General features: G+C 75.3%; 19 protein-coding genes. 6 read left to right on the top strand and 13 right to left on the bottom strand.

Going from position 1 to position 23,232, the window contains the following annotated elements; translation table 11 throughout:
- Positions 1-67 precede the first annotated feature (67 nt).
- Genes AC3CHW_RS33075 through AC3CHW_RS33060 form a run of 4 tightly spaced genes read right to left on the bottom strand, consistent with a single transcriptional unit; the run spans position 68 to position 4,300 of the window.
- Complete coding sequence (locus AC3CHW_RS33075) at positions 68-1,159, bottom strand: enolase C-terminal domain-like protein (protein WP_488468938.1); 1,092 nt, start codon at positions 1,157-1,159, stop codon at positions 68-70.
- Positions 1,156-2,226 carry a PLP-dependent cysteine synthase family protein gene (locus AC3CHW_RS33070; protein ID WP_488468937.1) on the bottom strand — a complete coding sequence of 357 codons (1,071 nt, stop codon included), beginning with the start codon at positions 2,224-2,226 and terminating at the stop codon, positions 1,156-1,158. Before AC3CHW_RS33070 ends, AC3CHW_RS33075 begins: the two co-directional genes overlap by 4 nt.
- The gene (locus tag AC3CHW_RS33065) at positions 2,223-3,047 is read right to left on the bottom strand and encodes a Rossmann-like domain-containing protein (RefSeq protein WP_488468936.1); all 825 of its coding nucleotides are present in this window, start codon (positions 3,045-3,047) and stop codon (positions 2,223-2,225) included. Before AC3CHW_RS33065 ends, AC3CHW_RS33070 begins: the two co-directional genes overlap by 4 nt.
- A complete protein-coding gene (locus AC3CHW_RS33060) occupies positions 3,044-4,300 on the bottom strand; it encodes an ATP-grasp domain-containing protein (protein ID WP_488468935.1) in 1,257 nt (418 codons plus the stop codon). The genes AC3CHW_RS33065 and AC3CHW_RS33060 overlap by 4 nt, the downstream gene beginning before the upstream one ends.
- Positions 4,301-4,717: 417 nt before the next feature.
- Between AC3CHW_RS33060 and AC3CHW_RS33055 the strand changes: the two genes are divergently transcribed.
- Together AC3CHW_RS33055 and AC3CHW_RS33050 are read left to right on the top strand one after the other, a co-directional pair.
- Complete coding sequence (locus AC3CHW_RS33055; RefSeq protein ID WP_488468934.1) at positions 4,718-6,088, top strand: alpha/beta hydrolase; 1,371 nt, start codon at positions 4,718-4,720, stop codon at positions 6,086-6,088.
- A gap of 125 nt (positions 6,089-6,213) precedes the next feature.
- Positions 6,214-7,692, top strand: a complete 1,479-nt coding sequence (locus AC3CHW_RS33050) for a lipase maturation factor family protein (protein ID WP_488471255.1) — start codon at positions 6,214-6,216, stop codon at positions 7,690-7,692.
- A 51-nt stretch (positions 7,693-7,743) separates the two neighbouring features.
- Here the strand turns inward: AC3CHW_RS33050 and AC3CHW_RS33045 are convergent, their stop codons facing one another.
- The 4 genes from AC3CHW_RS33045 to AC3CHW_RS33030 form a co-directional block, all read right to left on the bottom strand.
- Complete coding sequence (locus AC3CHW_RS33045) at positions 7,744-8,601, bottom strand: hypothetical protein (protein ID WP_488468933.1); 858 nt, start codon at positions 8,599-8,601, stop codon at positions 7,744-7,746.
- A complete protein-coding gene (locus AC3CHW_RS33040; RefSeq protein ID WP_488468932.1) occupies positions 8,598-9,401 on the bottom strand; it encodes a MerR family transcriptional regulator in 804 nt (267 codons plus the stop codon). Before AC3CHW_RS33040 ends, AC3CHW_RS33045 begins: the two co-directional genes overlap by 4 nt.
- A 147-nt stretch (positions 9,402-9,548) precedes the next feature.
- Positions 9,549-10,328 carry an NAD(P)-binding domain-containing protein gene (locus tag AC3CHW_RS33035; RefSeq protein ID WP_488468931.1) on the bottom strand — a complete coding sequence of 260 codons (780 nt, stop codon included), beginning with the start codon at positions 10,326-10,328 and terminating at the stop codon, positions 9,549-9,551.
- A gap of 20 nt (positions 10,329-10,348) precedes the next feature.
- Positions 10,349-11,311 (bottom strand): alpha/beta hydrolase, encoded by a 963-nt coding sequence (locus AC3CHW_RS33030; protein WP_488468930.1) that lies wholly within the window; start codon positions 11,309-11,311, stop codon positions 10,349-10,351.
- Positions 11,312-11,440: 129 nt separating this feature from the next.
- Here AC3CHW_RS33030 and AC3CHW_RS33025 point away from each other — a divergent pair, with 129 nt between their 5' ends.
- Complete coding sequence (locus AC3CHW_RS33025) at positions 11,441-12,094, top strand: TetR/AcrR family transcriptional regulator (protein WP_488468929.1); 654 nt, start codon at positions 11,441-11,443, stop codon at positions 12,092-12,094.
- 337 nt (positions 12,095-12,431) lie between these two features.
- On the top strand, positions 12,432-13,775 hold the full coding sequence (locus AC3CHW_RS33020; RefSeq protein ID WP_488468928.1) for a DUF418 domain-containing protein: 1,344 nt from the start codon (positions 12,432-12,434) through the stop codon (positions 13,773-13,775).
- Positions 13,776-13,887: 112 nt separating this feature from the next.
- Here the strand turns inward: AC3CHW_RS33020 and AC3CHW_RS33015 are convergent, their stop codons facing one another.
- Positions 13,888-14,247 (bottom strand): ArsR/SmtB family transcription factor, encoded by a 360-nt coding sequence (locus AC3CHW_RS33015; RefSeq protein WP_488468927.1) that lies wholly within the window; start codon positions 14,245-14,247, stop codon positions 13,888-13,890.
- Between the two features lie 109 nt (positions 14,248-14,356).
- On the opposite strand from AC3CHW_RS33015, the gene AC3CHW_RS33010 reads away from it, so the two are divergent.
- A complete protein-coding gene (locus AC3CHW_RS33010) occupies positions 14,357-16,540 on the top strand; it encodes a heavy metal translocating P-type ATPase (RefSeq protein ID WP_488468926.1) in 2,184 nt (727 codons plus the stop codon).
- A gap of 139 nt (positions 16,541-16,679) precedes the next feature.
- On the opposite strand, the gene AC3CHW_RS33005 is transcribed toward AC3CHW_RS33010, so the two are convergent.
- Complete coding sequence (locus AC3CHW_RS33005; RefSeq protein WP_488468925.1) at positions 16,680-18,314, bottom strand: MFS transporter; 1,635 nt, start codon at positions 18,312-18,314, stop codon at positions 16,680-16,682.
- A gap of 198 nt (positions 18,315-18,512) precedes the next feature.
- Here AC3CHW_RS33005 and AC3CHW_RS33000 point away from each other — a divergent pair, with 198 nt between their 5' ends.
- Entirely contained in the window at positions 18,513-19,274 is a 762-nt protein-coding gene (locus AC3CHW_RS33000; RefSeq protein ID WP_488471254.1) for a TetR/AcrR family transcriptional regulator, read from the top strand.
- A 78-nt stretch (positions 19,275-19,352) separates the two neighbouring features.
- Here AC3CHW_RS33000 and ptsP read toward each other — a convergent pair whose 3' ends face one another.
- The 3 genes from ptsP to AC3CHW_RS32985 all read right to left on the bottom strand — a co-directional run bounded on the left by ptsP (position 19,353) and on the right by AC3CHW_RS32985 (position 22,785).
- A complete protein-coding gene (ptsP, locus tag AC3CHW_RS32995) occupies positions 19,353-21,023 on the bottom strand; it encodes a phosphoenolpyruvate--protein phosphotransferase (RefSeq protein ID WP_176165799.1) in 1,671 nt (556 codons plus the stop codon).
- Positions 21,024-21,163: 140 nt separating this feature from the next.
- Positions 21,164-21,613, bottom strand: a complete 450-nt coding sequence (locus AC3CHW_RS32990) for a PTS sugar transporter subunit IIA (protein ID WP_387598010.1) — start codon at positions 21,611-21,613, stop codon at positions 21,164-21,166.
- A gap of 101 nt (positions 21,614-21,714) precedes the next feature.
- The gene (locus AC3CHW_RS32985; protein WP_176160145.1) at positions 21,715-22,785 is read right to left on the bottom strand and encodes an SIS domain-containing protein; all 1,071 of its coding nucleotides are present in this window, start codon (positions 22,783-22,785) and stop codon (positions 21,715-21,717) included.
- Between the last annotated feature and the right edge of the window lie 447 nt (positions 22,786-23,232).

Here is a 23,232-nt window from a genome sequence, read left to right as displayed (position 1 = left end):
CGTCTCGTCCGGTCCCGTCCGGCCGCCGGTGCGGGTGGGGTGGGCCCGCTGGCCGGCGGCCGGCCCGTCACGTGCGGAGTCGGGGCGGCGCCGGGGCCGGGCGGGGCTCGGGCCCGACCGGGCGCACGGGGCGTACGCCCAGGCCCGCGTGGGCGCTGGCGCGGACGGTGCCGTCGGTGCCGCCGATGCCCGTCCACGGGTCGTGCGCGAGGAGGAGGTGTCCGTCCAGGTCGACCCAGCGGGCCCGGTCGGCCAGGTGCACGGCGGGCGCGATGCCGAGGGAGCTGGCGGTGAGGCAGCCGAGCATGAGCGCGGTGCCGGTGCCGGCGATGAGTTCGCCGATGCGCAGCGCGGCGTGCACACCGCCGCACTTGGCGAGCTTGACGTTGACGCCCTGGACCCGCCCCGCGAGGCGGCGCACGTCCTCGATGCTGACCGCGTCCTCGTCGGCGATGATGGGCAACGGCGAGTCGGCGGCGATGGCCGCGAGGTCGTCCGGGGTGCCGGGGGCGATGGGCTGCTCGACGGCCTCGACGCCGAGTTCGGCGTACCGGGGCAGCAGCGCGCGCGTCTCGGCCACCGTCCAGGCCCCGTTGGGGTCGAGCAGCAGCCGCAGGCCGGGGGCCTCCGCCCGGATGACGCGTACCCGCTCCAGGTCGGCCTCCGGGTCGGCCGCGCCCACCTTGACCTTGATGGTGCGGAACCCGCTGTCGGCCAGGCACCGGGCGCGCACGGCCGCGCTGACGGCGGTGGTGATGCCGATGGTGCGGGCGGTCGCGGCGGCCGGCGGGGTGAGCGTGCCGATCAGGTGGTGGGCCGGGGCCCCGGCGCGCTTGCCCACGAGGTCGAGCAGGGCCGCCTCGACCGCGGCGACCACGGCGGGCGGCGTCCCGTCGGCGGGCAGTTCCCCGGCGCGCAGGGCGCCGAGCGCGGACTCCGGGTCGGGGTGGCGCGCGAGGTCGAGCCCGGCGTCGGTCAGCAGGTGCCCGATGGTGTCGGCGTCGAGGCCGAAGTAGACGCTGGCCACCACCTCGCCGTGGCCGCGCAGGCCGCGGTGCTCGATGGTCAGCCACACCGCGTCGCGGGCGTCCATGACCGAGCGGGAGATGCGCAGGGGTTCGGCGAGCCGCAGCCGGGTGGTGCGCAGGGTGGTCTTCATGGGGTGCCCTCCAGGGGGTCGATGACCGTGGTGCAGCGCGCCCAGCCGGCGGCCTCCGCGGCACGCGGGTGCGGTATCTCCACGGGCCGGGTGGCGGCGCGGTCCGGGTCGATGCCGTGGGCCGCGGTGAAGGCGTCGTCGAAGACGCTGCCGAGGTAGCGGTGTGGGCCGTCGGGGAAGACGGTGGCGACGACGGCCCCCGGGTGCACGCGGGCGGCCCAGGCCGCGACCAGGGCGACGGCCCCGGTGCTCCAGCCGCCGCTGACGAAGCTGGTCCTGGCGAGCCGGCGGCAGGCGTGGACGGATTCGGCCGGGCCCACCCAGTGCACCTCGTCGAAGGCGTGGTAGGCCACGTTGCGCGGGTGGATGCTGCTGCCCAGGCCGCGCATCAGGCGCGCCCTGGCGGGCTGCCCGAAGATGGTGGAGCCGGTGGCGTCCACGCCGATCAGCCGCAGCGCCGGCCAGTGGCGGCGCAGCGGTCCGATGATGCCGGCGCTGTGACCGCCGGTGCCCACGCTGCACACCAGGATGTCCAGGTGGTCGAGTTGGACGGCGAGTTCGGCGGCGAGCGAGGCGTAGCCGGCGACGTTGTCGGGGTTGTTGTACTGGTCGGGCCAGTACGCGCCGGGCAGCGCGGCGAGCAGTTCGCGCAGCCGGCGGATGCGGGCGGCCTGCCAGCCGCCGTGCGGCGCGGGGTGTTCGACGATCTCCAGGCGGGCGCCGTGGGCGCGGAGCAACTGGCGCATGGAAGGTTCGAGTTCGTCGTCGCAGACGAGGACCACGGGGTGGCCGAGCGCCTGCCCGGCGAAGGCCAGGCCGATGCCGAGGGTGCCCGACGTGGACTCCACCACGGGCGCGCCGGGGGCGAGTTCGCCGCGTTCGCGGGCGCCGAGCAGCATGGCGACGGCGGCCCGCGCCTTCATGCCGCCGGCGCCGAGCCCTTCGAGCTTGGCCCAGAAGCCGGGGTGCGGGTGGGGCAGCGGGGCGGTGACGCGGGCGAGCGGGGTGCGGCCGAGCAGGGCGAGGAGTTCGTGGCTCGCGGTGGGGGCGAGCGCGGTGGTCGTCAACGGGAGCCCCCGTAGCGGTAGATGACGCCGGGGCCGCCGTCGAGCCAGAAGAACGGGTACGGCTCGGCGCACACGGCGCTGACGCCCGCGCCGATCAGCCGGGGCAGGATGGCGCTGCCGGTCTGGGCGAACATCACCAGGGGCTTGTCGTGGCGCGCGGCGTGTTCGCGCAACTCCTCGAAGGTGCCGTTGCCCAGCGTCATGCCGGAGGCCAGGATGGCGTCGCAGCGCTCCAGCTCGGCCGCCGCGTCCGTGCTGACGGGCTCGCCCCACTCGGTGCTGCCGCCCTTGAGGTCGCAGGGCAGGTAGCCGATGCCGCGCTCCCGCAACGCCTCGAGCAGCGAGTTGACGACGCCGATGACCAGCACCCGCCGCGGGCGGGCCGGTTCGAGGAGGGCGGTGACGGCGCGGGCGCGGGCCCGCGACTTGTGCAGCGAGCTTCCGGCGGGCAGCGGGTAGGGGCGGGCGCCGCTGGCCGTGTGGTGCGGCAGGGCGTGCAGCAGGTACGCGTCGAGCGCGGCGACCCGCACGGCGGGCAGCGGGTGGGTGAGCAGGGTGGCGACGTCGGTGCCGATACAGTCGTCGAGCGCGGCGGGCGGCAGTGTGCCCGGCTCCACCGCGCAGGAGCCGACGGCCTCGGCCAGGCGCAGGCTGAGCACCTCGTTGCGGTACCCGCCGCCGCGGCCCTCGTGGCGTACGGCCTGACTGGTGCTGAAGGCGACGGAGACCCGCTGGCCCGCGGGGTCGGGGCCGAGCTCGCCGGCTCGCACCCGGCGGAGCAGGTCGGCGTATCCGGTGGCGGTGCCGAGGGCGGTGCTCATCGGGTCGCCACCCGCGGGCGCAGCGCCCCGAGCAGTTCCTCGACCCGGGCGCGGGCGCCGCTGCCGGTGGGGTCGGCGGCCATGACGTGGCCGAGGTACTCGTTGTTGCTGCCGGCCGCCTTCACCGTGGCGCCCGGCTCGGCGAGTTGGGCCTCCAGGACGCCCGGGCGCTCGGCGAGGCCGTCGGCGCCCTCGATGGCCTCCAGGACGCCCGCGGTCTCCGGTACGAGGAAGCCGATGGCGGCGCTCTCCAGGCCGGTGTCGCGTGCGGCGAGGTCGGGCGTGTTGCCCAGGGCGACGTCCACGAAGGCCGCGGCGAGGTCGATGCCGGTGACGTGGCGTACGAGTTCGGTGATGCGGTTGCCCGCGGGCCGGGGGTTGACCTCCACGACCCGGGGGCCGTGGGCGGTGAGCTTGATCTCGGTGTGCGCCACGACGTGGTCGAGGCCGAGCGCGGCCAGCGCGTCCTGGGCGGTGCTCGCGGCGGCGGTGGTGGCCTCGGCGTCGAGGGCGGCGGGGAACATGTGGCCCGTCTCGATGAACGCCGGTGCCCCGCCGACGCTCTTGTCGGTGACGCCCACGACGTGGCTCTTGCCGTCGAACGAGACGGTCTCGACGCTGACTTCGGGGCCTTCGAGGAGTTCTTCGAGGAGCACCTGCGGGGCGCGCCGCTGGCCGCGCGCGTTGACGGGGAAGTCGGCGAGGGCCCGATAGGCGCGGGAGAGGTCGCCCTCGTAGTCGACGCGCCGTACGAACATGCCGGCGCACAGGTCCACGGGCTTGATGACCAGCGGGTAGCCGATTTCGCGGGCGGCCTCGGCGGCCTGGGCCCAGTCGGTACAGACGGCGAACCGGGGCCCCGGCACGCCGGCGGCGTGCAGCACGCGCCGCGTGGCGTCCTTGCGGCAGGCGTCCGCCACGGCGCCGGGCGGCGCGCCGGGCAGTCCGAGCCGGGCCGCGACCTCGGCGACCGCGGGGAGGTAGTAGTCGCACGAGGTGATGACGCCGTCGAAGCCGAGCGCGGCGTGCAGCCGCTCCACCTGCGGGAGCAACGCCTGGGTGTCGTTGGTGTCCCAGGTGAGGACGTTGCGCGCGCCGAGCAGCGGGTGGCTGACGCCCTCGGGGGCGCTGCGCAGGTAGTGGTGCAGGTCACGGGTGAGGAACGTGAACTCGTGCCCGCTCTCCCGCACGGCGCGCGGCAGCAGCCGGCTCATGGACCCGACCCAGCTTTCGATCATCAGAAGGTGACCCACAACTCTCCTTTTCGCCAGGGAACTTGGGAGTCCGGGCACACGAGGGGGAGCCCCCTGGCGGCCGGGACCGTGTTGACCAAGAGCACACGCTATCGATAATCATTTTCATTGTCACCTAGCTGAACCACTGATCTTCCGATTGCGAGCTTCGCCATGCCCTCCGCCACCCCGACCTCGACACCCGCGGCGCCGACCGCCCCGACGAGCACCCGAACCACCCCGCCACGCGCCCGACGCGCCGCCACCACGGCCGCGCTCGCCGCCAGCGTCGCCGCGCTCATACCACCCATATCGCCGCTGTCGCCGCTCTCACCCCTCTCGCCCATATCCCCTATATCGCCGTCAGCCGCGCATGCCGCGTCCCGCTCCGCCGCCGCCCCGCGCCCCACCATCGACTTCGGTCCGTGCCCGGCCTCGGTGCCGACCCCGCCGCCCGGCGAGCGGGTCGAGTGCGGCACGGTGAGGGTGCCGCTGGACTGGAAGCGCCCCGCCGGGCCCGCGCTCGACATCGCCGTCTCCCGGGTCCGCGCCTCGGGCACCGCCGCCGAGCGGCGCGGCGCCCTGCTGGTCAACCCCGGCGGCCCGGGCGGCTCCGGACTGCCCTACGCCGTGACCAAGCGCGCCAAGCTCCCGGAGCAGGTGCGCCGCGCGTACGACGTCGTCGGCTTCGACCCGCGCGGCGTGGGCCACAGCGCCCCCGCCGACTGCGGCCCGATGGGTGGCCTGTTCGCCAGCCCGGGCGCCGACCCGCTGCCGACCGACGCCGCCGACGAGCGGCGCCACCTGGCAGCGCTGCGCCACCTGGCCGATGACTGCGCCCACGGCGCGGGCCCGGCGGCGCTCGACGCGCTGTCCACCGAGGCGACGGCGCGCGACATGGACGCCATCCGCGCCGCGCTCGGCGAGCCCCGCGCCCACTTCCTCGGCGTCTCCTACGGCAGCTACCTGGGCGCGGCGTACGCGACGCTCTTCCCGGACCGCGCCGGTCGGATGGTGCTGGACAGCGTTGTCGGGCCGTGGAGTTGGCACGACTTCGACGTCCGCCAGGCCGCGGCGCTGCTGCGCCAGCGCGAGGTGCTCTTCGGCTGGCTGGCCGGCGACCCGGACCGGTACGGGCTCGGCGAGAGCGCCGGCCAGGTGCGGGCGGCGTACGCGCGGGCGCGTGATCGGCTCGCGGCCCGGCCGGTGGACGGCTTCGGCCCGGCCGAGTTCGACCGCGCCGTCTACCGGGCGCTCGGCCGCACCGAGCGCTGGGCCCCGCTCGGCGACGGGCTGCGCGACTACCTGCGCACTGGCAACGTTGCCAAGCTGCGGCCGGCGGCGCCGTTCGGCGACGCGGCATCGCGCAACTACGAGGCGGCCAACCGCATCGTCAAGTGCGCGGACGGCCCGAGCCCCAGCCCGCGGCGGGTGGTCGCCGACCTGCGCGGGCTGCGCCGGCTCGACCCGTACCCGCTCCTGACCGGTCTGGAGGCCAGCGCCTGCGCCTACTGGCACCACCGGCCGCGCCACCGCACCCCGCTCGGCGGGCCGCGGGCGGCTTCGGCGCTGCTGGTCGCCAGCGAGCACGACCCGGTCACCCCGCTGGCCGGGGCCCGGCGGTTGGCGGCCCGGCTGCCGGGCGCGCGGCTGGTCACCCTGCACGACGACTACTCGCACGGCGTCTTCGCCAGCCGGGGCAACCCGTGCGTGGACCGCGCGACGACGGCGTACCTGCTCACCGGCGACCTCCCCGCCGCCGACGTCACCTGCCGGGGGGCCGGTTTGCCGCGGCACGAGGCGCGGTAGTCGTCCGCCGCGCCGCGTGTCGCCCGCGCCCGGGCGACACGCGGCGCCCGCGGGAAGCGGCGCCGCCCGCCCCTCGGGTGGTACGCATGGCGCACTTCCGCGGCGAGCAGGGCGAGGAGCGAGGCATGGAGTGGTTCACGGCGGACGGCTACTGGTGGAGCCGGCTGGCCTTCCAACGGGCTCTGGCCGCCCTCTATCTGACGGCGTTCCTGACCGCGGCCCTCCAGTTCCGGGCGCTGCTCGGCGAGCGCGGGCTCACGCCCATCCCCCGGTTCGTGGCCCGGGTGCCGTTCCGCGCCGCGCCCAGCCTCTTCCACTTCTCGTACTCCGACCGCCGCTTCGCCGCCGTGGCCTGGTTCGGGGTCGCGCTGTCGGCGGCCGTCCTGGTGGGCTGCGCCGACGCGGTGCCGCTGTGGGCCGGGGTGCTGATGTGGGCCGTGCTGTGGGCGCTGTACCTCTCGATCGTCAACGTCGGCCAGACCTGGTACGGGTTCGGCTGGGAGTCGCTGCTCCTTGAGGCCGGCTTCCTGGCCATCTTCCTGGGGAACGCGCGCGTCGGCCCCCCGGTGCTCGTGCTGTGGCTGGTGCGCTGGCTGCTGTTCCGGGTCGAGTTCGGCGCGGGCCTGATCAAGATGCGCGGCGACCGCTGCTGGCGCGAGCTGACCTGCCTGGACTACCACCACGAGACGCAGCCCATGCCGGGCCCGCTGAGCTGGTTCTTCCACCGGCTGCCGAAGCCGCTGCACCGGGTGGAGACGGCGGCCAACCACGTCGCCCAGCTCGTCGTCCCGTTCGCCCTGTTCACCCCGCAACCCGTGGCCACCTGGGCCGCGTTGGCCGTCATCGTCACCCAGCTCTGGCTGGTGCTCTCGGGCAACTTCGCCTGGCTGAACTGGATCACCATCGCCCTCGCGCTGACCGCCGTCGACGGCCACCTGATCGGCGACCTCCTGGCCCTGTCCGACCCGGCCGAGCGCGGCGATCCCCCGCTGTGGTTCACCGTGTTGGTGCTGGCCGCGACCGCGTTGGTGGTGGTGCTCAGCTACTGGCCCGCCCGTAACCTGGTGGCCAGGCGGCAGCGGATGAACGCCTCGTTCAACCCGTTCCACATCGCCGGCGCCTACGGCGCGTTCGGCAGCGTCAACCGCCACCGGCACGAGGTGGTCATCGAGGGCACCGACGACCCGCCCGGCACACCCGAACCACGGTGGCGCGCCTACGAGTTCAAGGGCAAGCCGGGTGATCCACGGCGCGTGCCGCGCCCGTGCGCCCCGTACCACCGGCGGCTGGACTGGATGATGTGGTTCGCCGCGATGTCCCCCGCGTTCGCCCGGCCGTGGTTCGCGCCGTTGCTCGGCAAGCTGCTGGAGGGGGACCGCGCGACGCTGCGGTTGCTGCGCACCAACCCGTTCCCGGACGCGCCGCCCGCCCAGGTGCGGGCCAGGCGCTACGCGTACCGCTTCACCACCTGGCGCGAGCTGCGCGCGACGGGCCAGTGGTGGCACCGCACCCCCGCCGGCGCCTACCTGCCGCCGGTGACGCTGGAGACCCTGTCCACCACGGCCCGCCGCGCGGGGTTCGCCCCGCCACCCGAGGGGCCCTGACCCCGCGGCGGGCGGGTCCCCCGGGGCGGGGGATGGTGGGCGGTGGTGGCATCAGGCTGCGTCGAGGGCCGCGCGGGCACGGAGCGCGGCGACGGCCGCCGCCGGGTCGTCGGCGTAGAAGCGGAAGGTGCGGGCCCGCGCCAACCCACCCAACGGTCGTACGAAGACCACCGGCTCCCGCAGTTCCACGGTGACGGTCACCTGGCTGGCCACGGCGAGGTCGGCGGCGCCGTGCGCGTCAACGGCCGCCAGCCTGCTCTCGGGGAAGCGGCGGTCGACGCGGACGGCCGCGATGTGCCCCGCGGGGACCCGGATGTCGAGCAGCACCCCGTACCGCAGCCGCAGCGAGCCGTCGGCGCCGATGACGTGCGGGCGTACGACGCAGGAGGCGTGCAGGGCGATGACGAAGTACACGCCCCACACGTCCACCACCAGGGTGATCGTGTGCAGCAGGGGCCAGGGGATGAGGTACGCGAGCGCCACCGTCTCCACGACGCTCACGAACAGGAGGCCGTACATGACGGCCGCCTGCCCCGACGCGTACGGGGCCGCCGTGTCACCCGCGCGCACGCCGTGCGGCCCCCGGCGCGTCACCCAGCGCAGCGAGCTGGTGAACAGCCGTACCTCGTGGGCGACGAGCCGGCGCACGAGCGTCGGCACCGCGTCCGCGACGGCGGCCACGGCGGCGGGGCGCCAGCCCAACCCGGTGCGCCGGTGGCGGCGGCAGTCCACCGCGAGGAGCGTCGCCATGGCCACCACGGCGGCGAGCGTCACCACCCCCACGCCGGCCCGCACCACGGGCGGGACGCGGGTGCCGGAGGCCAGGCACAGCACCAGCGCCAGTTCGCCGAGCGCCGTTGCCGACGCCGACCACCGCACGAGCGTGCGCGACACCGGCAGGCCGGTCATCGGACCCGCTCCTGGAGCAGCCGGATGGCACCGCGCACGGCCGCCGCCTGCGCCGGCGCCAGGTCCGCGAAGAGTGCCGCGGCGAAGCCGTCACCGGCGGTCTCCGGCTCCCACTCCCCCGCGGGGACCATGTGCGCGATGATCTCCGGCGGCAGGAAGTCCACGGCGGCACGGGCCGTCGCCTCCACCCGGGGGTCGTCCTCGGGTGCCTGGGCCAACTCGTCGAACCGCGCGTAGACCTCGTACGCCCGCGCGACGGCCTCCGGATCAGACCCCAACGCCCCCATCAGGCCGTCCAGCCAGCCGCGGTCGGCGCCGTCCGGGGCGGCGGTCTCCAGCAGGGCCAGCAGCTCGCGCTCCTTGGCCGCCATGGCGGGTTCCGGGCCCGGCATCTGGGCCGAGACGCGGGCCATCTCGTCGAACAGGGTGGTCAGAGCCGGTGAGACCGGTGCCTCGGCGGGCAGCCTGCCGCCCTCCTCGACCTGTCGCAGCAGTTGCGCCAGGCGCGCGCGGCGCTGCCGGATGGCCTCCTCCTGGCGGGCCAGGTCGGCGTCGAGTTCGGCGAGCACCTCGGCCAGCTCCCGGCCGGCGTCGTCGGCGATGACGTCGCGCACCTCGTCCAGGCTCAGCCCGAGTTCGACGAGGCGGCGGATGCGCGCGAGTTCGACGGCGTCGCGCAGCGAGTACGACCGGTATCCGTTGGGGTGTCGCGGGGGCTCGGGCAGCAGGCCGATGCGGTGGTAGTGCCGCACGGCGCGTGGGGTGATGCCGGCTACGCCGGCGAGTTCTCCGATGCGCATACCGCCAGTAGAAACGTTGTCGTTGCGACAGGGTCAAGCGCCGGCGGGAGCGGGGTGACGCTCGCGCACGGCGTGCGGTGTCCCGCGAGGACGTGCGGGACACCGCGCCGGGGCCACGACCAGCGTCGGACCGGTGGCTTGGGCGGGTTACGTGAGGTCGGCGAGGAGCCCGTCCAGGGCGTTCGTCAGGGCTGTCGCGTTGGCCGGGTCGAACCAGGTGGTGCGGACGCGCTCGTTGTTCCCTCCGGGCGTCTCGTGGTCGGTGGCGAGTTGGGACAGTGAACGGGTCTCGTCGCCCAGCGAGCGGCCGACGTCGCGGAACAGGCCGCGCACGTACCGGTCGGCGGCGTCCGGGGCGATGCCGTGGTCGGTGGCCCACGAGGTGAGCGTGGCGAGGTAGGCGTAGTGGGCGGTGAGGGTTCCGGTCAGCGCGGAGCAGACGTTGAAGGCGTCCTCGTCCGCGACCGGGAGCGCTCCGCCCAGCCGTTCGAAGAGGGAGTCCACCACCGGGTGCGCGGGGTAGGTCACGGTGACGGAGCGGCGCTCGCGCGCGGCGGGCAGCGGGATGGCGCGGACGATCGGGGCGTCGGTGGCCAGGGTTCGGCGCAGGTCGTCGGTGGCGACCCCGGCCATCAGGCTGACCACGGTCCTGTCGTCCTCGATCGTCAGCCCGGCCAGTGCCTCGTGGTGGTCCTGTCGGCGTACGGCGATGATCACCACGTCGGAGCGGTCAAGGACCTCCTGGTTGGAGGCGCACACCCGCACGCCCTCGAAACGCTCGGCCAGGTCGGCGGCGGTGCGGGCCCCTCGGGGAGAGAGGTGGACCTCCGGCGACGCACCGCCCCCGTGGCGCAGGCCCTCGACGATGGCCCGGCCGATCTCGCCCACTCCGATGACGCCGACGCCGCGCACTGTGTCTTCTCCCATGGTGGACAGCGCTCCTTTCGTCACTTCGCCAGGGCCGTGCGGAGGAACGCGAGGATCTCCGCCTGGGCGGCCTCGGCCTGTGGTTCCACACCGGGCAGGGTGAGGAAGGCGTGCTTGGCTTCCGGGTACTCGGAAAGCCGCACGGGGTTCCCCGCCTGGCTCAGTCGCTCGGCATAGCGGCGGCCGTGGTCGGCGAGCGCGTCCTGGGTGGGCACGACCACGAGCGCCGGGGCGAGCCCGCTCAGGTCGCCCGCGTGCAGCGGTGAGAGCGCGTCGGCGTCGGCGCCCGGCGGGACGGCGAGTCGCCGCACGTACCGCAGGAGCGGCAGGGCCCGGGACGGGTGGTACGCGTACCGGGCGATCGAGGGGTGGTCGAACATCGCCTCGGTCATGTCGACCGCGGGGTTGACCAGCACCTGTGCCAGGAGCCGGAGGCCGGCCTCCCGCGCCCGGATGGCGGTGAGCGCGCTGATCAGCGCGCCACAGCTCTCACCGAAGACGGCCACGCGTGCTGGATCGACGCCCCACCGCGCGGCGTGGCGCACCAGGTGCTGGAGCACGTCCCAGCCGTCGTCGGCGGCGTTCGCGAGCGGGCTGTCGGGGGCCAGGAGGCGGTGCTCGACCGAGACGACGAGGGCGGGTAGCCGCGCGGCGAGGTGACTGTTGGTCCAGTCGCACTGTGTCGCCGTGCCCACGAAGCCACCTCCGTGGACATGGACCACGAGCGGCAGGTCGGTGCGGGCCGCGCCGTCGTCGCCTCCCGTCGGTGCCGGCCGGTAGACCCGCACCGGTACGGCGCGGTCGGGCAGCGCGATCTCCCGCCAGTCGATCGCGGCGCCGGCGTGCGGCTCTCCGAGGAACGCCCGCGCCGCCTCGGAGGCCCGGAAGCGGTTCTCCGCGGCGCGGTAGACGAGCAGTTCCTCCGTCGTGATCGTCGAGAAGTCCGGCTCTGGCGGCCGTGTCGCGGCAGTCGTCTCGTTCACGTGTCCCTCTCCCCTCCCGGCCGGACGCCGGGTGTCATCGCGGCTGGTCCGCAGCTCGCACTCGATTATGCACGCGGTGCGTGCAACAGCAAGTGCATGGATTAGGCTGAACCCGACGAGAGGAGCGCGATGACGGGCCGCAGGCGATGGTCGACCGAGGAGATCCTGGACACGGCGGTGGAGCTGCTGCGTACGAGCGACGCGGAGTCGTTCAGCGTGCGCAAGCTCGCCGCGGCGCTCGGAACCGACTCCTCCAGCCTCTACCGGCACTTCCGCAACAAGACCGAACTGCTGCACGCGGCTGCCGACCGCATCCTGCTGAGCGCCATGGACGGCTACCACCCGGAGGGCGACTGGAAGCAGCGCATCGCCGCGGTGGCCCTGCGCCTGCGCGACACCTTCGGCGAGCAGCCCCAACTCGCCACGGTGTGGGGCCGTTACGGGTCCGGCGGCACCGGCTCCCGGCGGGTCATGGAGGAACTGCTCCAGGCCCTGCGCGCGTCCGGCCTGCCCGACGAGGAGGTCCCGGTGCGGTACCACCGCATCGTGGTCGTCGTCGCCGCGCTCATCGCCGCCGAGGCCGGCATGAGCACCATCGGCCCCAAGGAGTACGAGCAGGGCATGGAACAGTTCCGCGTCGCGGTGCTCGGCGCCGACCCCGAGGACTTTCCCGCCCTGGCCCACTTCGCCCGGGACATCCGCCCTCTCGGCGTGGACCGCCGGGCCGCGTTCGAGGAAGCCCTCGCCGCCCAACTCGCCCACGTCGAGGCCCAACTCCCCTGACGCCCCGGAGCGCCGGTGCGGTGTGGCCGGGCCACGCCGGCGCCGCAGGTCAGGGTGTCGGTGGCCGGCTGCCGGCGGGGAGGCCGACGTCCTCGCGCGGGCGCGAGGTGGGGTGGGGCGTCGTTCAGGCCGAGCCCGCCAGCCGGCCGCTCGCCGGGCGCTCGGGGCCGGGGCGAGCCCCCTTACGGGCACGGCGCCACCGCCGCCACGGGCCCAACTCCCCACCCGCCGCCGCTCCGTTCGACGCCGGGACCGGCGCCGGCCGGCTACTTAAGTCACCGGCCGCGCGACCGATGGCCGATGTCCTGCCCCCGGCCCCGTTCCTAGCGTGCGGATCATGGATGACAGCAGTACGCTCCGGCCGGCCGACGGGGCCGCGGCAACCCCGTCGGACACCACCGCACCCGCCGCGCCGCCCCCGGCGCCCGCCACGGACGGCACCTCCCGTCGGCCCGCACGCGGCGGCGTGCGCGACGCCGAACGCAGCCTCGCCCCCGACCTCGCGCGCGGCGCGATGCTGCTCATGATCGTGTTGTCCAACACGGTCTTCCACCTCTGGGACGCGCAGCACGGCCCGTCCGGCTGGCACCCCGACGAGGGCTCCGCGCTCGACCGGATCGCGCAGTTCCTCCTCATCACCGTGGTGGACCTGCGGGTCAACCCGCTCTTCGCCTTCCTCTTCGGCTACGGCATGACCCAACTCCTGCTGCGCCAGCGGGCGGCCGGCACCAGCGAGCGCTCCGCGACCAGGTTGCTGCGCCGCCGCGGTCTGTGGTTGGTGGCCTTCGGCTTCGCCCACGCCGCGCTGCTGCTCGGCGGCGACATCATCGGCTTCTACGGCGTCGTCTGCCTCCTGATCGGCGGGCTGTTCCTGCGCCGGAGCGACCGCACGGTACTGATCGCGGCCGGGGTCGCGGTGGTGCTGTCGGTCGCCCTGATGACCCCCGGACTCGTGGCGGTGGCGAGCGGTGACCTGGACGCCCTGGGCAGCACCGGCGGCGACCCCTCGACCGACGCGTACGCCTCGGGCGAGGAGAACGCGCTCGCCGCGGCCGGCACGCGGCTGCTCACCTGGTCGTTCATCACCTCGCTCGGCCCCGTGCTGTCCTTCGCCTCGCACGCGGCCGTGCTGCTCGGGTTCTGGGCGGCGCGACGGCGGGTGCTCGAGGAACCACACCGACACCGCGCGCTCCTGGGCCGGACTGCCGTCGTGGGCCTGACGATCAGCCTGGCGGGCTCGCTGCCCTCGGCCCTCGCCCACGTGGGCGCGCTCGACGTGCCGGGCGAGGCGGTCTCCGAGGAGGGCGCGCTGCACCTGGTCCTTGAGGGCACCGGGCTCGCCGGCGGCCTCGGGTACGTGGCGCTGTTCGGCCTGCTGGCCGACCGCCTCGCGCGCCGCCCCCGGCACGGGCGGGCGGTGCGCGCGGTGCGCGCCGTCGGCAAGCGCTCCCTGTCCTGCTACGTCGGCCACTCGCTGGTCTTCGCGCCGCTGCTCGCCGCCTGGGGCCTGGGCCTGGGCGGCGCGTTCGGCAGCGCCGGGATGGTGGCCTTCGCCGTCGGCGTGTGGCTGTTGAGCGCGGTGGTGGCGTACGGGTTGGAGCGGGCGGGGCGGCGCGGACCGGCCGAGGCGGCGCTGCGGCGGCTGACGTACGGGCGGGCCGCCGACGCCACCCGCCGCTGACGGCGCCCGGTGGCCCGGGAGGGCCACGGACGAGTGGGCCGCTGGTCCGGGCCGGCCGCCCGGGGTGGGCCGGCCCGGCGGGCGGAGCGCGGGGACGGCGGCGCGCGGTGGGTCAGGGCAGGTCGCGGGCGCCGAGGCGCAGGTGCTCGATGTGGTAGACCGCCTCGTCCAGGAGTTGGGCGACGTGGTGGTCGTAGAGGCTGTAGACGATGCGCCGGCCCTGCCGGGAGCCGGTGACCAGGCCGAGGGCGCGCAGCAGGCGCAGTTGGTGGGAGACCGCGGACTGTTCCATGCCGACCGCATCGGCCAGCTCGGTCACCGGGCACGGCCCCTGTCGCAGCCGGGTGAGGATCATCAGCCGCGACGGCGTCGCCAGGGCCTGGAGCGTGGCGGCGATGGTGGCGGCGGAATCCGCGTCGAGCAGTTCCACCGGGGTGGTCTCACCCCTTGCTCCGTTAGCTCCGTGTCCCATACGGGTCATCGTAGTCGCGACCTTACGCAAACAAGTGAAGAGATCTTCATGTGTTCGGCTATGGTGAGGGGACCCCGTCCGTTCCCGGCCCGCGAAGAGGTACGCCGCCATGGCAGCTCAACTCGTCGACGAGCACCGCCTCCCCTCCCCCGCCGCCCCGGGTGGCCCGCCGCCACCGCGCCCGACCCGTCTGACCGCGCTGCCCGAGGTGCGCTGGGCCGCGCTCGCCGCCCTCGCCTTCGCGCTGGCCTTCCCCCTGGACCTGGCCGGCGCCCCCGCCTGGACGTGGGGCCCGCTGTACGCGGTGTGTTACGCGGCGGGCGGCTGGGAGCCGGGGCACGCGGGCCTGCTGGCGCTGCGCGCCAGGACCCTCGACGTCGACCTGCTGATGGTGGTCGCCGCGCTGGGCGCCGCGAGCATCGGCCAGTTCCTGGACGGCGGGCTGCTGATCGTCATCTTCGCCACCTCCGGTGCCCTGGAGGCGCTGGCCACCCGGCGCACGGCCGACTCGGTGCGTGGACTGCTCGACCTGGCTCCGGCCACCGCGCTGCGGCTGGCCGCCGACGGCACCGAACAGCGCGTGGAAGTGGCCGAGTTGCGGGTCGGCGACACGGTGGTGGTGCGTCCGGGCGAGCGGCTGCCGGCCGACGGCACGGTGATCGAGGGCGCCAGCGACGTGGACCAGGCCACCATCACCGGCGAGCCGCTGCCGGTGGCCAAGCGACCCGGCGACGACGTGTTCGCCGGCACCCTCAACGGCACGGGCGCGCTGCGCGTGCGGGTGGACCGTGGCCCCGGGGACTTCGTCATCGCCCGGATCGTGGCCATGGTCGAGGAGGCCAGCGAGACCAAGGCGCCGACCCAGTTGTTCATCGAGAAGGTCGAGCAGCGCTACTCGGTCGGCGTGGTCGTGGCCACCCTGGCGCTGTTCGCCGTCCCGCTGGCGCTCGGCGCGGAGTTCACCGAGACGCTGCTGCGCGCCATGACGTTCATGATCGTGGCGTCGCCGTGCGCGGTGGTCCTGGCCACCATGCCGCCGCTGCTGTCGGCCATCGCCAACGCGGGCCGGCACGGCGTGCTGGTGAAGTCCGCCGTGGTGATGGAGCGGCTGGGCGAGGTGAGCCAGGTCGCCCTGGACAAGACCGGCACCCTGACCGAGGGCGCGCCCCGGGTGGCGGCCGTGCGGGTGCTCGGGCAGGAGGCACCGGGCGGTGGTGGTGCGACCGCCGCCTCCGCCGTGGTCGCGCGCGACACCGCCCTGGCGCTGGCCGCGGCCGCCGAGCAGCCCAGCGAACATCCGCTGGCGCGGGCCGTGGTGGACGCGGCCCACGAGCGCGGTCTGACCCTGGAGCCCGCCGACGCGTTCACCTCCGCGCCCGGCAGCGGGGTGCGCGCGGTGGTGGCGGGCCAGGAGGTACGGGTCGGCAGTCCGACCGCGACGCTGGGCGAGCGCGCCCGCGCCGCAGCGCCGCTGGGCATCGCGCACGGCTATGCCGACGCGCCGCCCGCGCCACCGCGCGAGCACCCGGACGGCGCCTTCCATCCGGCGGGCCGCGCCTCCCGGCCAGCGCCTGCCGAGGCGTCGCGCGCGCTGGCCGGCACTCCGCGGGCGGGCGCCGAGGCCGCGCCGGAGGTGGCCGAGGCGTGGCGGGTGGTGGACGAGGAGGAGGGCGCGGGACGGACCGCCGTGGTCGTCCTGGTGGCCGGCCGGCCCGTGGCGGTGCTGGCCGTCGAGGACCGTACGCGCGCGGGCGCGGCCGACGCCGTCGCCGCGCTGCGCGAACTCACCGGTTCCGAGCCCGCGTTGCTCACCGGCGACAACGGGCGCGCCGCGGCCCGGCTCGCCGCCGAGACCGGCATCGGCGACGTGCGGGCCGACCTCCTGCCGCAGGACAAGGTCGCGTCCGTACGGGCCTGGCAGGAGGCCGGGCACAGGGTGCTCGTCGTCGGTGACGGGGTCAACGACGCCCCGGCGCTCGCCGCCGCGCACAGCGGCATCGCCATGGGCCGGGCCGGCTCCGACCTGGCCCTGGAGACGGCGGACGCGGTGGTCGTACGCGACGAACTGGGCACCGTGCCCGCCGTGGTGGCCCTCTCCCGTCGGGCCCGCCGGGTGGTCCGGCAGAACCTGGTCATCGCCTCGGTGTGCATCGGCACCCTGGTGGCCTGGGACCTGTTCGGACACCTCCCGCTGCCGCTCGGCGTCGCCGGCCACGAGGGCTCCACCGTGCTGGTGGGGCTGAACGGCCTCCGGCTGCTGCGCGGCGCTGCCTGGAGGCGGGCGGCGGCCTGACGCCGGGTGCGCCCGGCGCGGCGGGACAGGTCCCGGCGCCGCGCCGGGGCGGGCGGCCCGTCGCGCGGCCGGCCGCGCGTGAGGTGGCGGCTGCTGGTCACCCGCGCGCGGCCTGGGCCACCGTGCCACGGGCATCCGCTCAGCCCGCGCCCTCCGTCGTGGGAGCGGCCGGGCCGGCGGTGGTCGCACCGCCGCTCGTGCGGCGGCCCGGCAGCACCCAGGACAGCAGGGCCGCCGCCGCGAGCAGGCCGGCGGCGACCGACAGGGCGGCGCCGTAGCCGTGGTCGAGCGCGGCCAGGGCCGGGTCGCCGGCGGAGCGGGCGGCTTCACCGCGACTGGCGGCCACGCTCACCGTCACCGCGAGGCCCAGCGAACCGCCCACCTGTTGCGCGCTGTTGAGCACGCCGGAGGCCATCCCGGCCTCGTCGTCGCCGACACCGGTGGTGGCCGCGCTGGCCAGCGGTACGAAGCAGGCGCCGATGCCCGCGCTGGTGAGCAGCGAGGGGCCGAGGACGGTGGCGAGGAACGTGCCGTCCACGCCGAGGCGGCTGAACCACAGCAGGCCGAGCGCCCCCACCGCCGCGCCGCTGAACACTAACGCGCGCGGCCCGGTACGTCCGTAGAGCCGGCTGGCGAGCAGGGCGCTGGCGGTGAAGCCGGCGCAGAACGGCAGGAAGGCCAACCCGGTGGCGGCCGGGCCCAGGGCGAGGACCCGTTGCAGGTAGAGGGAGACGAAGTAGAAGCTGGCGAACTGGCCCGAGGCGAGCAGGAGCATCGTCGCGTTGGCGCCGCCGACGGCGCGGTGGGTGAGCAGGCCGAGGCGGACCAGTGGCTGTGCGGCCCGCCGCGACTCCTGCCAGCCGAAGGCGGTGAGCAGGGCAACGGCCGCGCCCAGGGTGCCCACCGTGGCCGCCGAGGTCCAGCCGTCGTCGGCGGTGCGCACCACGCCGTAGACCAGCGCCGCCAGTCCGGCCGGGGCGAGCAGCGCGCCGACCAGGTCGAGGCGCGGGCGGCGCGCGGGGCGGTGGTCGGGGATCGCGCGCCCCGCCACGAGGGCCAGCGCCACGATCGGCACGTTGACGAGCAGCACCCAGCGCCAGTTGAGGTACTCGGTCAGCACGCCGCCGATCAGCACGCCGGAGGCGCCGCCGGCCGCGCCCGCCGCGCTCCACAGCCCGAGCGCGCGGGCCCGGCCCGTGGCGGGGAAGACGGTGGTGACGATGGTCAGGGCGACCGGCGCCAGGACGGCGGCGCCGAGCCCCTGCACCGCGCGCGCCGCCACCAGCGCCGGCGGCACCTGGGCGAGGCCGCCCGCCAGGCTCGCGAGCCCGAACAGGCCGAGCCCGAGCCACAGCACGCGCCGCGGCCCGAAGAAGTCGGCGGCCCGCCCGCCGAGCAGCAGGAAGCCGCCGAAGACCAGCGTGTAGGCGTTGACCACCCATAACAGCCCGGACTCGCTGAACCCCAGGTCACTGCGCATGTCCGGCAGCGCCACGTTCACCACGGAGGCGTCCAGCGTGACCATGAACTGCACGCCCACCACCACGGCCAGCACCACCGCGTAACGCACGGCCGCCTCCGGCGCCCCGTTCCGCCGTACGCCATCGGCGTGCCGTCCTGGGCGCGCCGCGCCCGGGACGGCGCGCCGGGGCGCCGCGCGCCCGCCGTCGACCCACTCCGCCTCGGCCCGCGGCGCTCCGTCCGCCCCTCCCCCGGTGGCGGGCGTCGCGTCCCGGCGCCCGCCGTGCGGCTGTGTCGGCCCGTCGTCGCGCATGCTGCTCCTCCGTACGGTGGTGAGAGTGGTGAGGTGAGTGAGCTGAGTGAAGTGGGCGAGGTGGTGGTCGGTGCGCGAAAGGCGGCATGGCTCGCTACCGGGCACGCCCCGCCACGGTCGGGGCGTGCCCTGCGGCGAGGCCCGACGCGAATTAACGTACACGTACAATAAAAGTATCCTCAAGCCTCCGCGGCGGCTCTGGCGGCGCGGCGCGGGCGAGGAGAGACGGGGCGAGACGATGAGGGCAGAGCGCTGACCGGGAACGCGACCACCAGACCGAGACGGGGGCGGCCACCGCGGCTCTCGCGCGAGCAGATCGTCGAGACGGCCCACGAGATCATCCTCAGGGAGGGCGCCGAGCACCTGACGATGCGACGGCTGGCCAGCGCGCTGCGCAGCACGCCGATGGCCGTCTACCACCACGTACGGGACAAGGACGAGTTGCTCGGGCTCGTCCTGGAGCACGTCGCGCGCGGCCTGCCCCGGCCCGAGTTGCCCGAGCAGCCGCGGGAGCGGCTGCTGGCGGCGTGCACGCTGATGTACCGGGCGTTCCTGGACAACCCGTGGGTGGTGCCGATCGTCGCGCGCGGCGACCTGGTGGGGGTGTCGGCCGTCTGGATGACCGAGGAGATCATGGCCGCGCTCGTGGCGCTCGGCCTCGACGACCAGCACGCCTTCCGGACGCACCAGACCATCTGGTACTTCACGGCCGGTCAGGTCATGTCCGCGGCGCACAGACCGGGCGCGACGGACGGCGCCACGGGGCAGACGGGCGAGCCGGCGCCGCACTACGTCGACGTGGCCATGGCCAGCCGGGACCCGGCCGAGTTCCCCCACCTGGCCCGCCTGGTGGGGCGTTCACGCCACTGGGAGGCCGAGTACCGCTACGCGGACGGCCTCGGCCACATCCTGGACGGCGCCCTGCCGCGGCACGGCGCGGCGGACGGCGCCACGCCCTGACCGGGTGCGCAGACGGCCGCGCGCCGGCCGATCCGCGAGACGCGGTCCGGCCGGCGCGCGGCGGGTTGGACGGGTGGGTCAGGCCACGCCGAGGACGCCCTTGACGGCCTCGCGCGCCTCCTGCGGCGTGTCGGCGGCCAGGGCGGCGCGGGCCGCCTCCTGGCAGGCCGCCAGCGTGTACTGCGCCAGCGTGGCGCGCACCCGCGGGATGGCGGTGGGGCTCATCGACAGGCTCGTGACGCCCAGGCCGGTCAGGACGCAGGCCAGCAGCGGGTCGGCGGCGGCCTCGCCACACACCCCGCAGCTCTTGCCCCGCGTCTGTGCGGCCTGCGCCGCCGCGTGCACCAGGTCGAGCAGGGCGGGCTGCCAGGGGTCCTGGAGCCGCGCCAGCGAACCGGTCTGCCGGTCGGCCGCGAAGGTGTACTGGGCCAGGTCGTTGGTGCCCAGCGACAGGAAGTCCACCTCGCGCAGCAGCGCACCCGCGCGCAGCGCGGCGGAGGGGATCTCCACCATCGCGCCCACCTTGGCGGGCAGCCCGGCGGCCTGGCAGGCCGCGGCGAACTGCGCCGCGTCCGCCCGGTCGGCCACCATCGGCGCCATCACCTCAAGCCGCACCGACAGCCCGTCGGCGGCGCGCGCCAGCGCCGTGAGCTGGCCCGCCAGCACCTCGGGGTGGTCGAGCAGGGTACGCAGGCCGCGCACGCCGAGCGCCGGGTTCGGCTCCTCGGCGGGGGTGAGGAAGTCCAGCGGCTTGTCGGCGCCGGCGTCCAGCACCCGCACCACCACGCGCCCCTCGGGGAAGGCTTCGAGCACCTGCCGGTACGCCTCCTGCTGCACCTCGACCGAGGGCGCCTGCTTGTGGTCGTCCAGGAACAGGAACTCGGTCCGGAACAGGCCCACGCCCTCCGCTCCGGCCTGCACGGCCGCGGCCACGTCGCCGACCCCGCCGATGTTGGCCAGCAGCGGCACCGCGTGCCCGTCGCTGGTGGCGCCGGGGCCGCTGACCGCGGCCACCGCGGCGCGGCGCTGCTCGGCCCGCGCCACCAGCTCGGCCCGCAGCTCCTCGCCCGGCTCGATCACGACCTGGCCGTCGGAGCCGTCGAGCGCCACCGTGGTGCCCTCCACGAGTTCGCCGGCCCCGGGCACCGCGACCACGGCGGGCACCCCGAGCGCCCGCGCGAGGATCGCGCTGTGGCTGGTGGGACCGCCCTCCTGGGTGACGAAGCCCAGCACGAGCGCCGGGTCGAGCAGCGCCGTGTCGGCCGGCGCCAGGTCGCGCGCGACCAGCACGTACGGGTAGTCGCTGTCGGGCACGCCCGGCATCGGCACGCCGAGGAGGCGGGCCACCAGGCGGTTGCGTACGTCGTCCAGGTCCGCGACCCGGCCGGCCAGGTAGTCGCCGGCCCCCAGGAGCAGCACCCGGTAGGCGGCGAACGCGTCGTAGACGGCGCGCTCGGCCGTGCTGCCCTCGGCGATCCGGCGCTCCACGTCGGTGGCCAGCTCCGGGTCGCGCGCCATCAGCGCCTGCGCCTCGAGCACGGCCTGGGCCTCGCCGCCCGCCAGGTTGCCGCGCGCCACCAGGTCGGCGGCCACCCACTCCACGGCCTGCCGTGCGCGCGCCTGCTCGCGCTCCACCTCGTCGGCGGCGACCGTACGCACCGGCGGTTCCAGCACGGCGGTGCCCATGTGGCGCACCTCGCCCACCGCTACCCCGTCGCTCACGCCGACGCCACGCAGCACCGTCTCCATGACACCCATCTCCCGTTCCACCCGATGAAACCCAACGCATCCGCGCCCGCGCACGTCCCGCGAACACGCCGACGCGGGGCGGTCGCCCCGCCCCGCTGTACGGAGCGGACGGCCCCCACGGCCACCCGCTCACGACCTACTTACTGCCAGCGGAAGAGCACGCCCTCCGGGGCGATCTCTCCCTCTTCCACGACCTCGCTGAGCGCGTCCGCGGTGGCCTCCAGGGCGACCACGGGGCACACCGGGGACTTCCCCGCGCGCTCGACCTCGGCCGGGTTCCAGCGCACCACCGGGTCACCGGTCCGCACGGTGTCGCCCTTGTTCACCAGCAGCTCGAAGCCCTCGCCAGCGAGCTGCACGGTGTCGATGCCCAGGTGCGTGAGGACCCCGTGACCCTCGTCGTCGACGACGACGAACGCGTGCGGGTGCAGCGACACGATGACGCCGCTGACCGGGGCGACGGCCACGCCCTCCTCGCGGACGGGGTCGATGGCGGTGCCCGGGCCGACCATCGCCCCGGAGAACACCGGATCGGGAACAGCGGCGAGGCCGATGGCACGCCCGGCCAGCGGGGACATCACGAGGGACATGGGAAGCCTTTCAACAGCGAGGGTGGGGTGGTGCGGGCGCGGCGGCGGCCGACGGGCGCGGTCGCTGGCCCCGTCGGCGCACCACCGCGGTGTGGCACGGCTCAGTGGGTCTCGGTGACCTTGGCCAGGGCACGCGGCGCGTCCGGGTCCTGCCCCCGGGCGATGGTCACCTCGTACGCCAGCATCTGCAGCGGCAGGATCTCCAGGATGGGCTGGACCTCCTCGACCACGCCATCGGTGGGCAGCGCGAACCCGGCCGACGCCTTGTCCACCTCCGCCTGGGTACCGATCACGACCAGGTCGGCGCCGCGGCCCCGGAGGCGCTCCAGGACCGGTTGCAGCGCCTCGCCGCCGCGCCCGTCGGTGACGATGGCGATGACCGGCGACACGTTGTCCACCATGGCCAGCGGGCCGTGCAGCAGGTCGGCGCCGGAGTAGGACAGGGCCGGGATGTAGCTGGTCTCCATCAGCTTGAGCGCGGCCTCCTTGGCGGTCGGGTAGCCGTAGCCGCGGGAGGTGAGGACCATACGCTCGGCGAAGCGGTAGCGCCCCGCCAGGGTGCGTACCTCCTCCTGCCGGTCCAGGATCTGCCGGGCGAGGTCGGGCAGCACCTTGGCCGCGGCGCCGTCGCCTCCGTCGAGCCCCTCCACGAAGAGGTAGAGGGCCAGCAGTTCGGCGGTGTAGGTCTTCGTCGCGGGGAGCGCCTTCTCCTCGCCCGCCAGCACGTCGATGTGGTACTCGGAGACCTTGGCCAGCGGCGAGTCGGCGTTGTTCGTCACGGCCAGCGTGATCGCGCCCGCCTCGCGCGCGGCGCGGGTGGAGGCCACCAGGTCGGGGGAGCCACCCGACTGGCTGACGGTGATCACCAGCACGTCCCGCAGGTCGGGCTTGGCGCCGTACGCCGTGGTCGTGGACATCGACGTGAGGCCGCACGGCAGGCCGAGGCGCACCTCGAGGAGGTACTTCGTGTAGAGCGCCGCGTTGTCCGAGGTCCCGCGAGCGGTCAGCAGGACGAACCGGGGCTGGCGGGCCGCGATGGCCTCGGCCACCTCCCGGATGCGAGGGGCGCCCTCCTCCAGGATGCGGCGCAGTACCTCGGGCTGCTCGGCCATCTCACCGGCCATGATCTGGCCCGGTCGATCGTGGTGCTGAGCGGCAGTCGTCGCCGACATGTAGGTGCCTCCCGGTGGGCGCTGTGAAGCGCGAACAGTGATCTCCCGCGCGTCTTATTTGTACCCCGTAGCGCTCCAGAGGTCTAGTCCACTCCTGCGCGCGTCGCGGCGTCCGCCGGAAGCCCGGACGGACGGCTGCGCGAGGGGCGTCGAACGACCCGCCGCTACCCCGTTCGAGTACCCGCCGATGCGGGTGAGGCACCCGCCCGGAACGTGACCGGCGGGCGGGACTCGGCGTTGGTTCGGCGTGACAACGATGCGGCGTGCCACTTCATACCACCGCCGACGACCGCTCCGCTCTCCCACCGAGGCGAAGCCCGCGTGTACAACGGGTGCGGAAACGGTTCACCAGCAGCCCGCGCCGGGACTGGCCCCGCCCGTGTCCGCGACGCGCATACCGCCCGCGTATGGGTGCCGCTCGGGTGCGGCATCTGGGAGCTGTAGTGC

It is taken from the genome of Streptomyces sp. MGP-BFMKR1 (assembly GCF_057766585.1).
Note: the sequence above shows the minus strand (reverse complement) of the source record. Positions and strands in the feature narration are given on the sequence as shown.

What these genes read in the sequence shown, in the direction of transcription:
- AC3CHW_RS33045 (WP_488468933.1), bottom strand. Translation starts at nt 8,601, where the DNA reads ATGACCGGCCTGCCGGTGTCGCGCACGCTCGTGCGGTGGTCGGCGTCG.
- AC3CHW_RS33040 (WP_488468932.1), bottom strand. Translation starts at nt 9,401, where the DNA reads ATGCGCATCGGAGAACTCGCCGGCGTAGCCGGCATCACCCCACGCGCC.
- AC3CHW_RS33005 (WP_488468925.1), bottom strand. Translation starts at nt 18,314, where the DNA reads ATGCGCGACGACGGGCCGACACAGCCGCACGGCGGGCGCCGGGACGCG.
- AC3CHW_RS33020 (WP_488468928.1), top strand. Translation starts at nt 12,432, where the DNA reads ATGGATGACAGCAGTACGCTCCGGCCGGCCGACGGGGCCGCGGCAACC.
- AC3CHW_RS33065 (WP_488468936.1), bottom strand. Translation starts at nt 3,047, where the DNA reads ATGAGCACCGCCCTCGGCACCGCCACCGGATACGCCGACCTGCTCCGC.
- ptsP (WP_176165799.1), bottom strand. Translation starts at nt 21,023, where the DNA reads ATGGAGACGGTGCTGCGTGGCGTCGGCGTGAGCGACGGGGTAGCGGTG.
- AC3CHW_RS33035 (WP_488468931.1), bottom strand. Translation starts at nt 10,328, where the DNA reads ATGGGAGAAGACACAGTGCGCGGCGTCGGCGTCATCGGAGTGGGCGAG.
- AC3CHW_RS33010 (WP_488468926.1), top strand. Translation starts at nt 14,357, where the DNA reads ATGGCAGCTCAACTCGTCGACGAGCACCGCCTCCCCTCCCCCGCCGCC.
- AC3CHW_RS32990 (WP_387598010.1), bottom strand. Translation starts at nt 21,613, where the DNA reads ATGTCCCTCGTGATGTCCCCGCTGGCCGGGCGTGCCATCGGCCTCGCC.
- AC3CHW_RS33050 (WP_488471255.1), top strand. Translation starts at nt 6,214, where the DNA reads ATGGAGTGGTTCACGGCGGACGGCTACTGGTGGAGCCGGCTGGCCTTC.
- AC3CHW_RS32985 (WP_176160145.1), bottom strand. Translation starts at nt 22,785, where the DNA reads ATGTCGGCGACGACTGCCGCTCAGCACCACGATCGACCGGGCCAGATC.
- AC3CHW_RS33075 (WP_488468938.1), bottom strand. Translation starts at nt 1,159, where the DNA reads ATGAAGACCACCCTGCGCACCACCCGGCTGCGGCTCGCCGAACCCCTG.
- AC3CHW_RS33025 (WP_488468929.1), top strand. Translation starts at nt 11,441, where the DNA reads ATGACGGGCCGCAGGCGATGGTCGACCGAGGAGATCCTGGACACGGCG.
- AC3CHW_RS33015 (WP_488468927.1), bottom strand. Translation starts at nt 14,247, where the DNA reads ATGGGACACGGAGCTAACGGAGCAAGGGGTGAGACCACCCCGGTGGAA.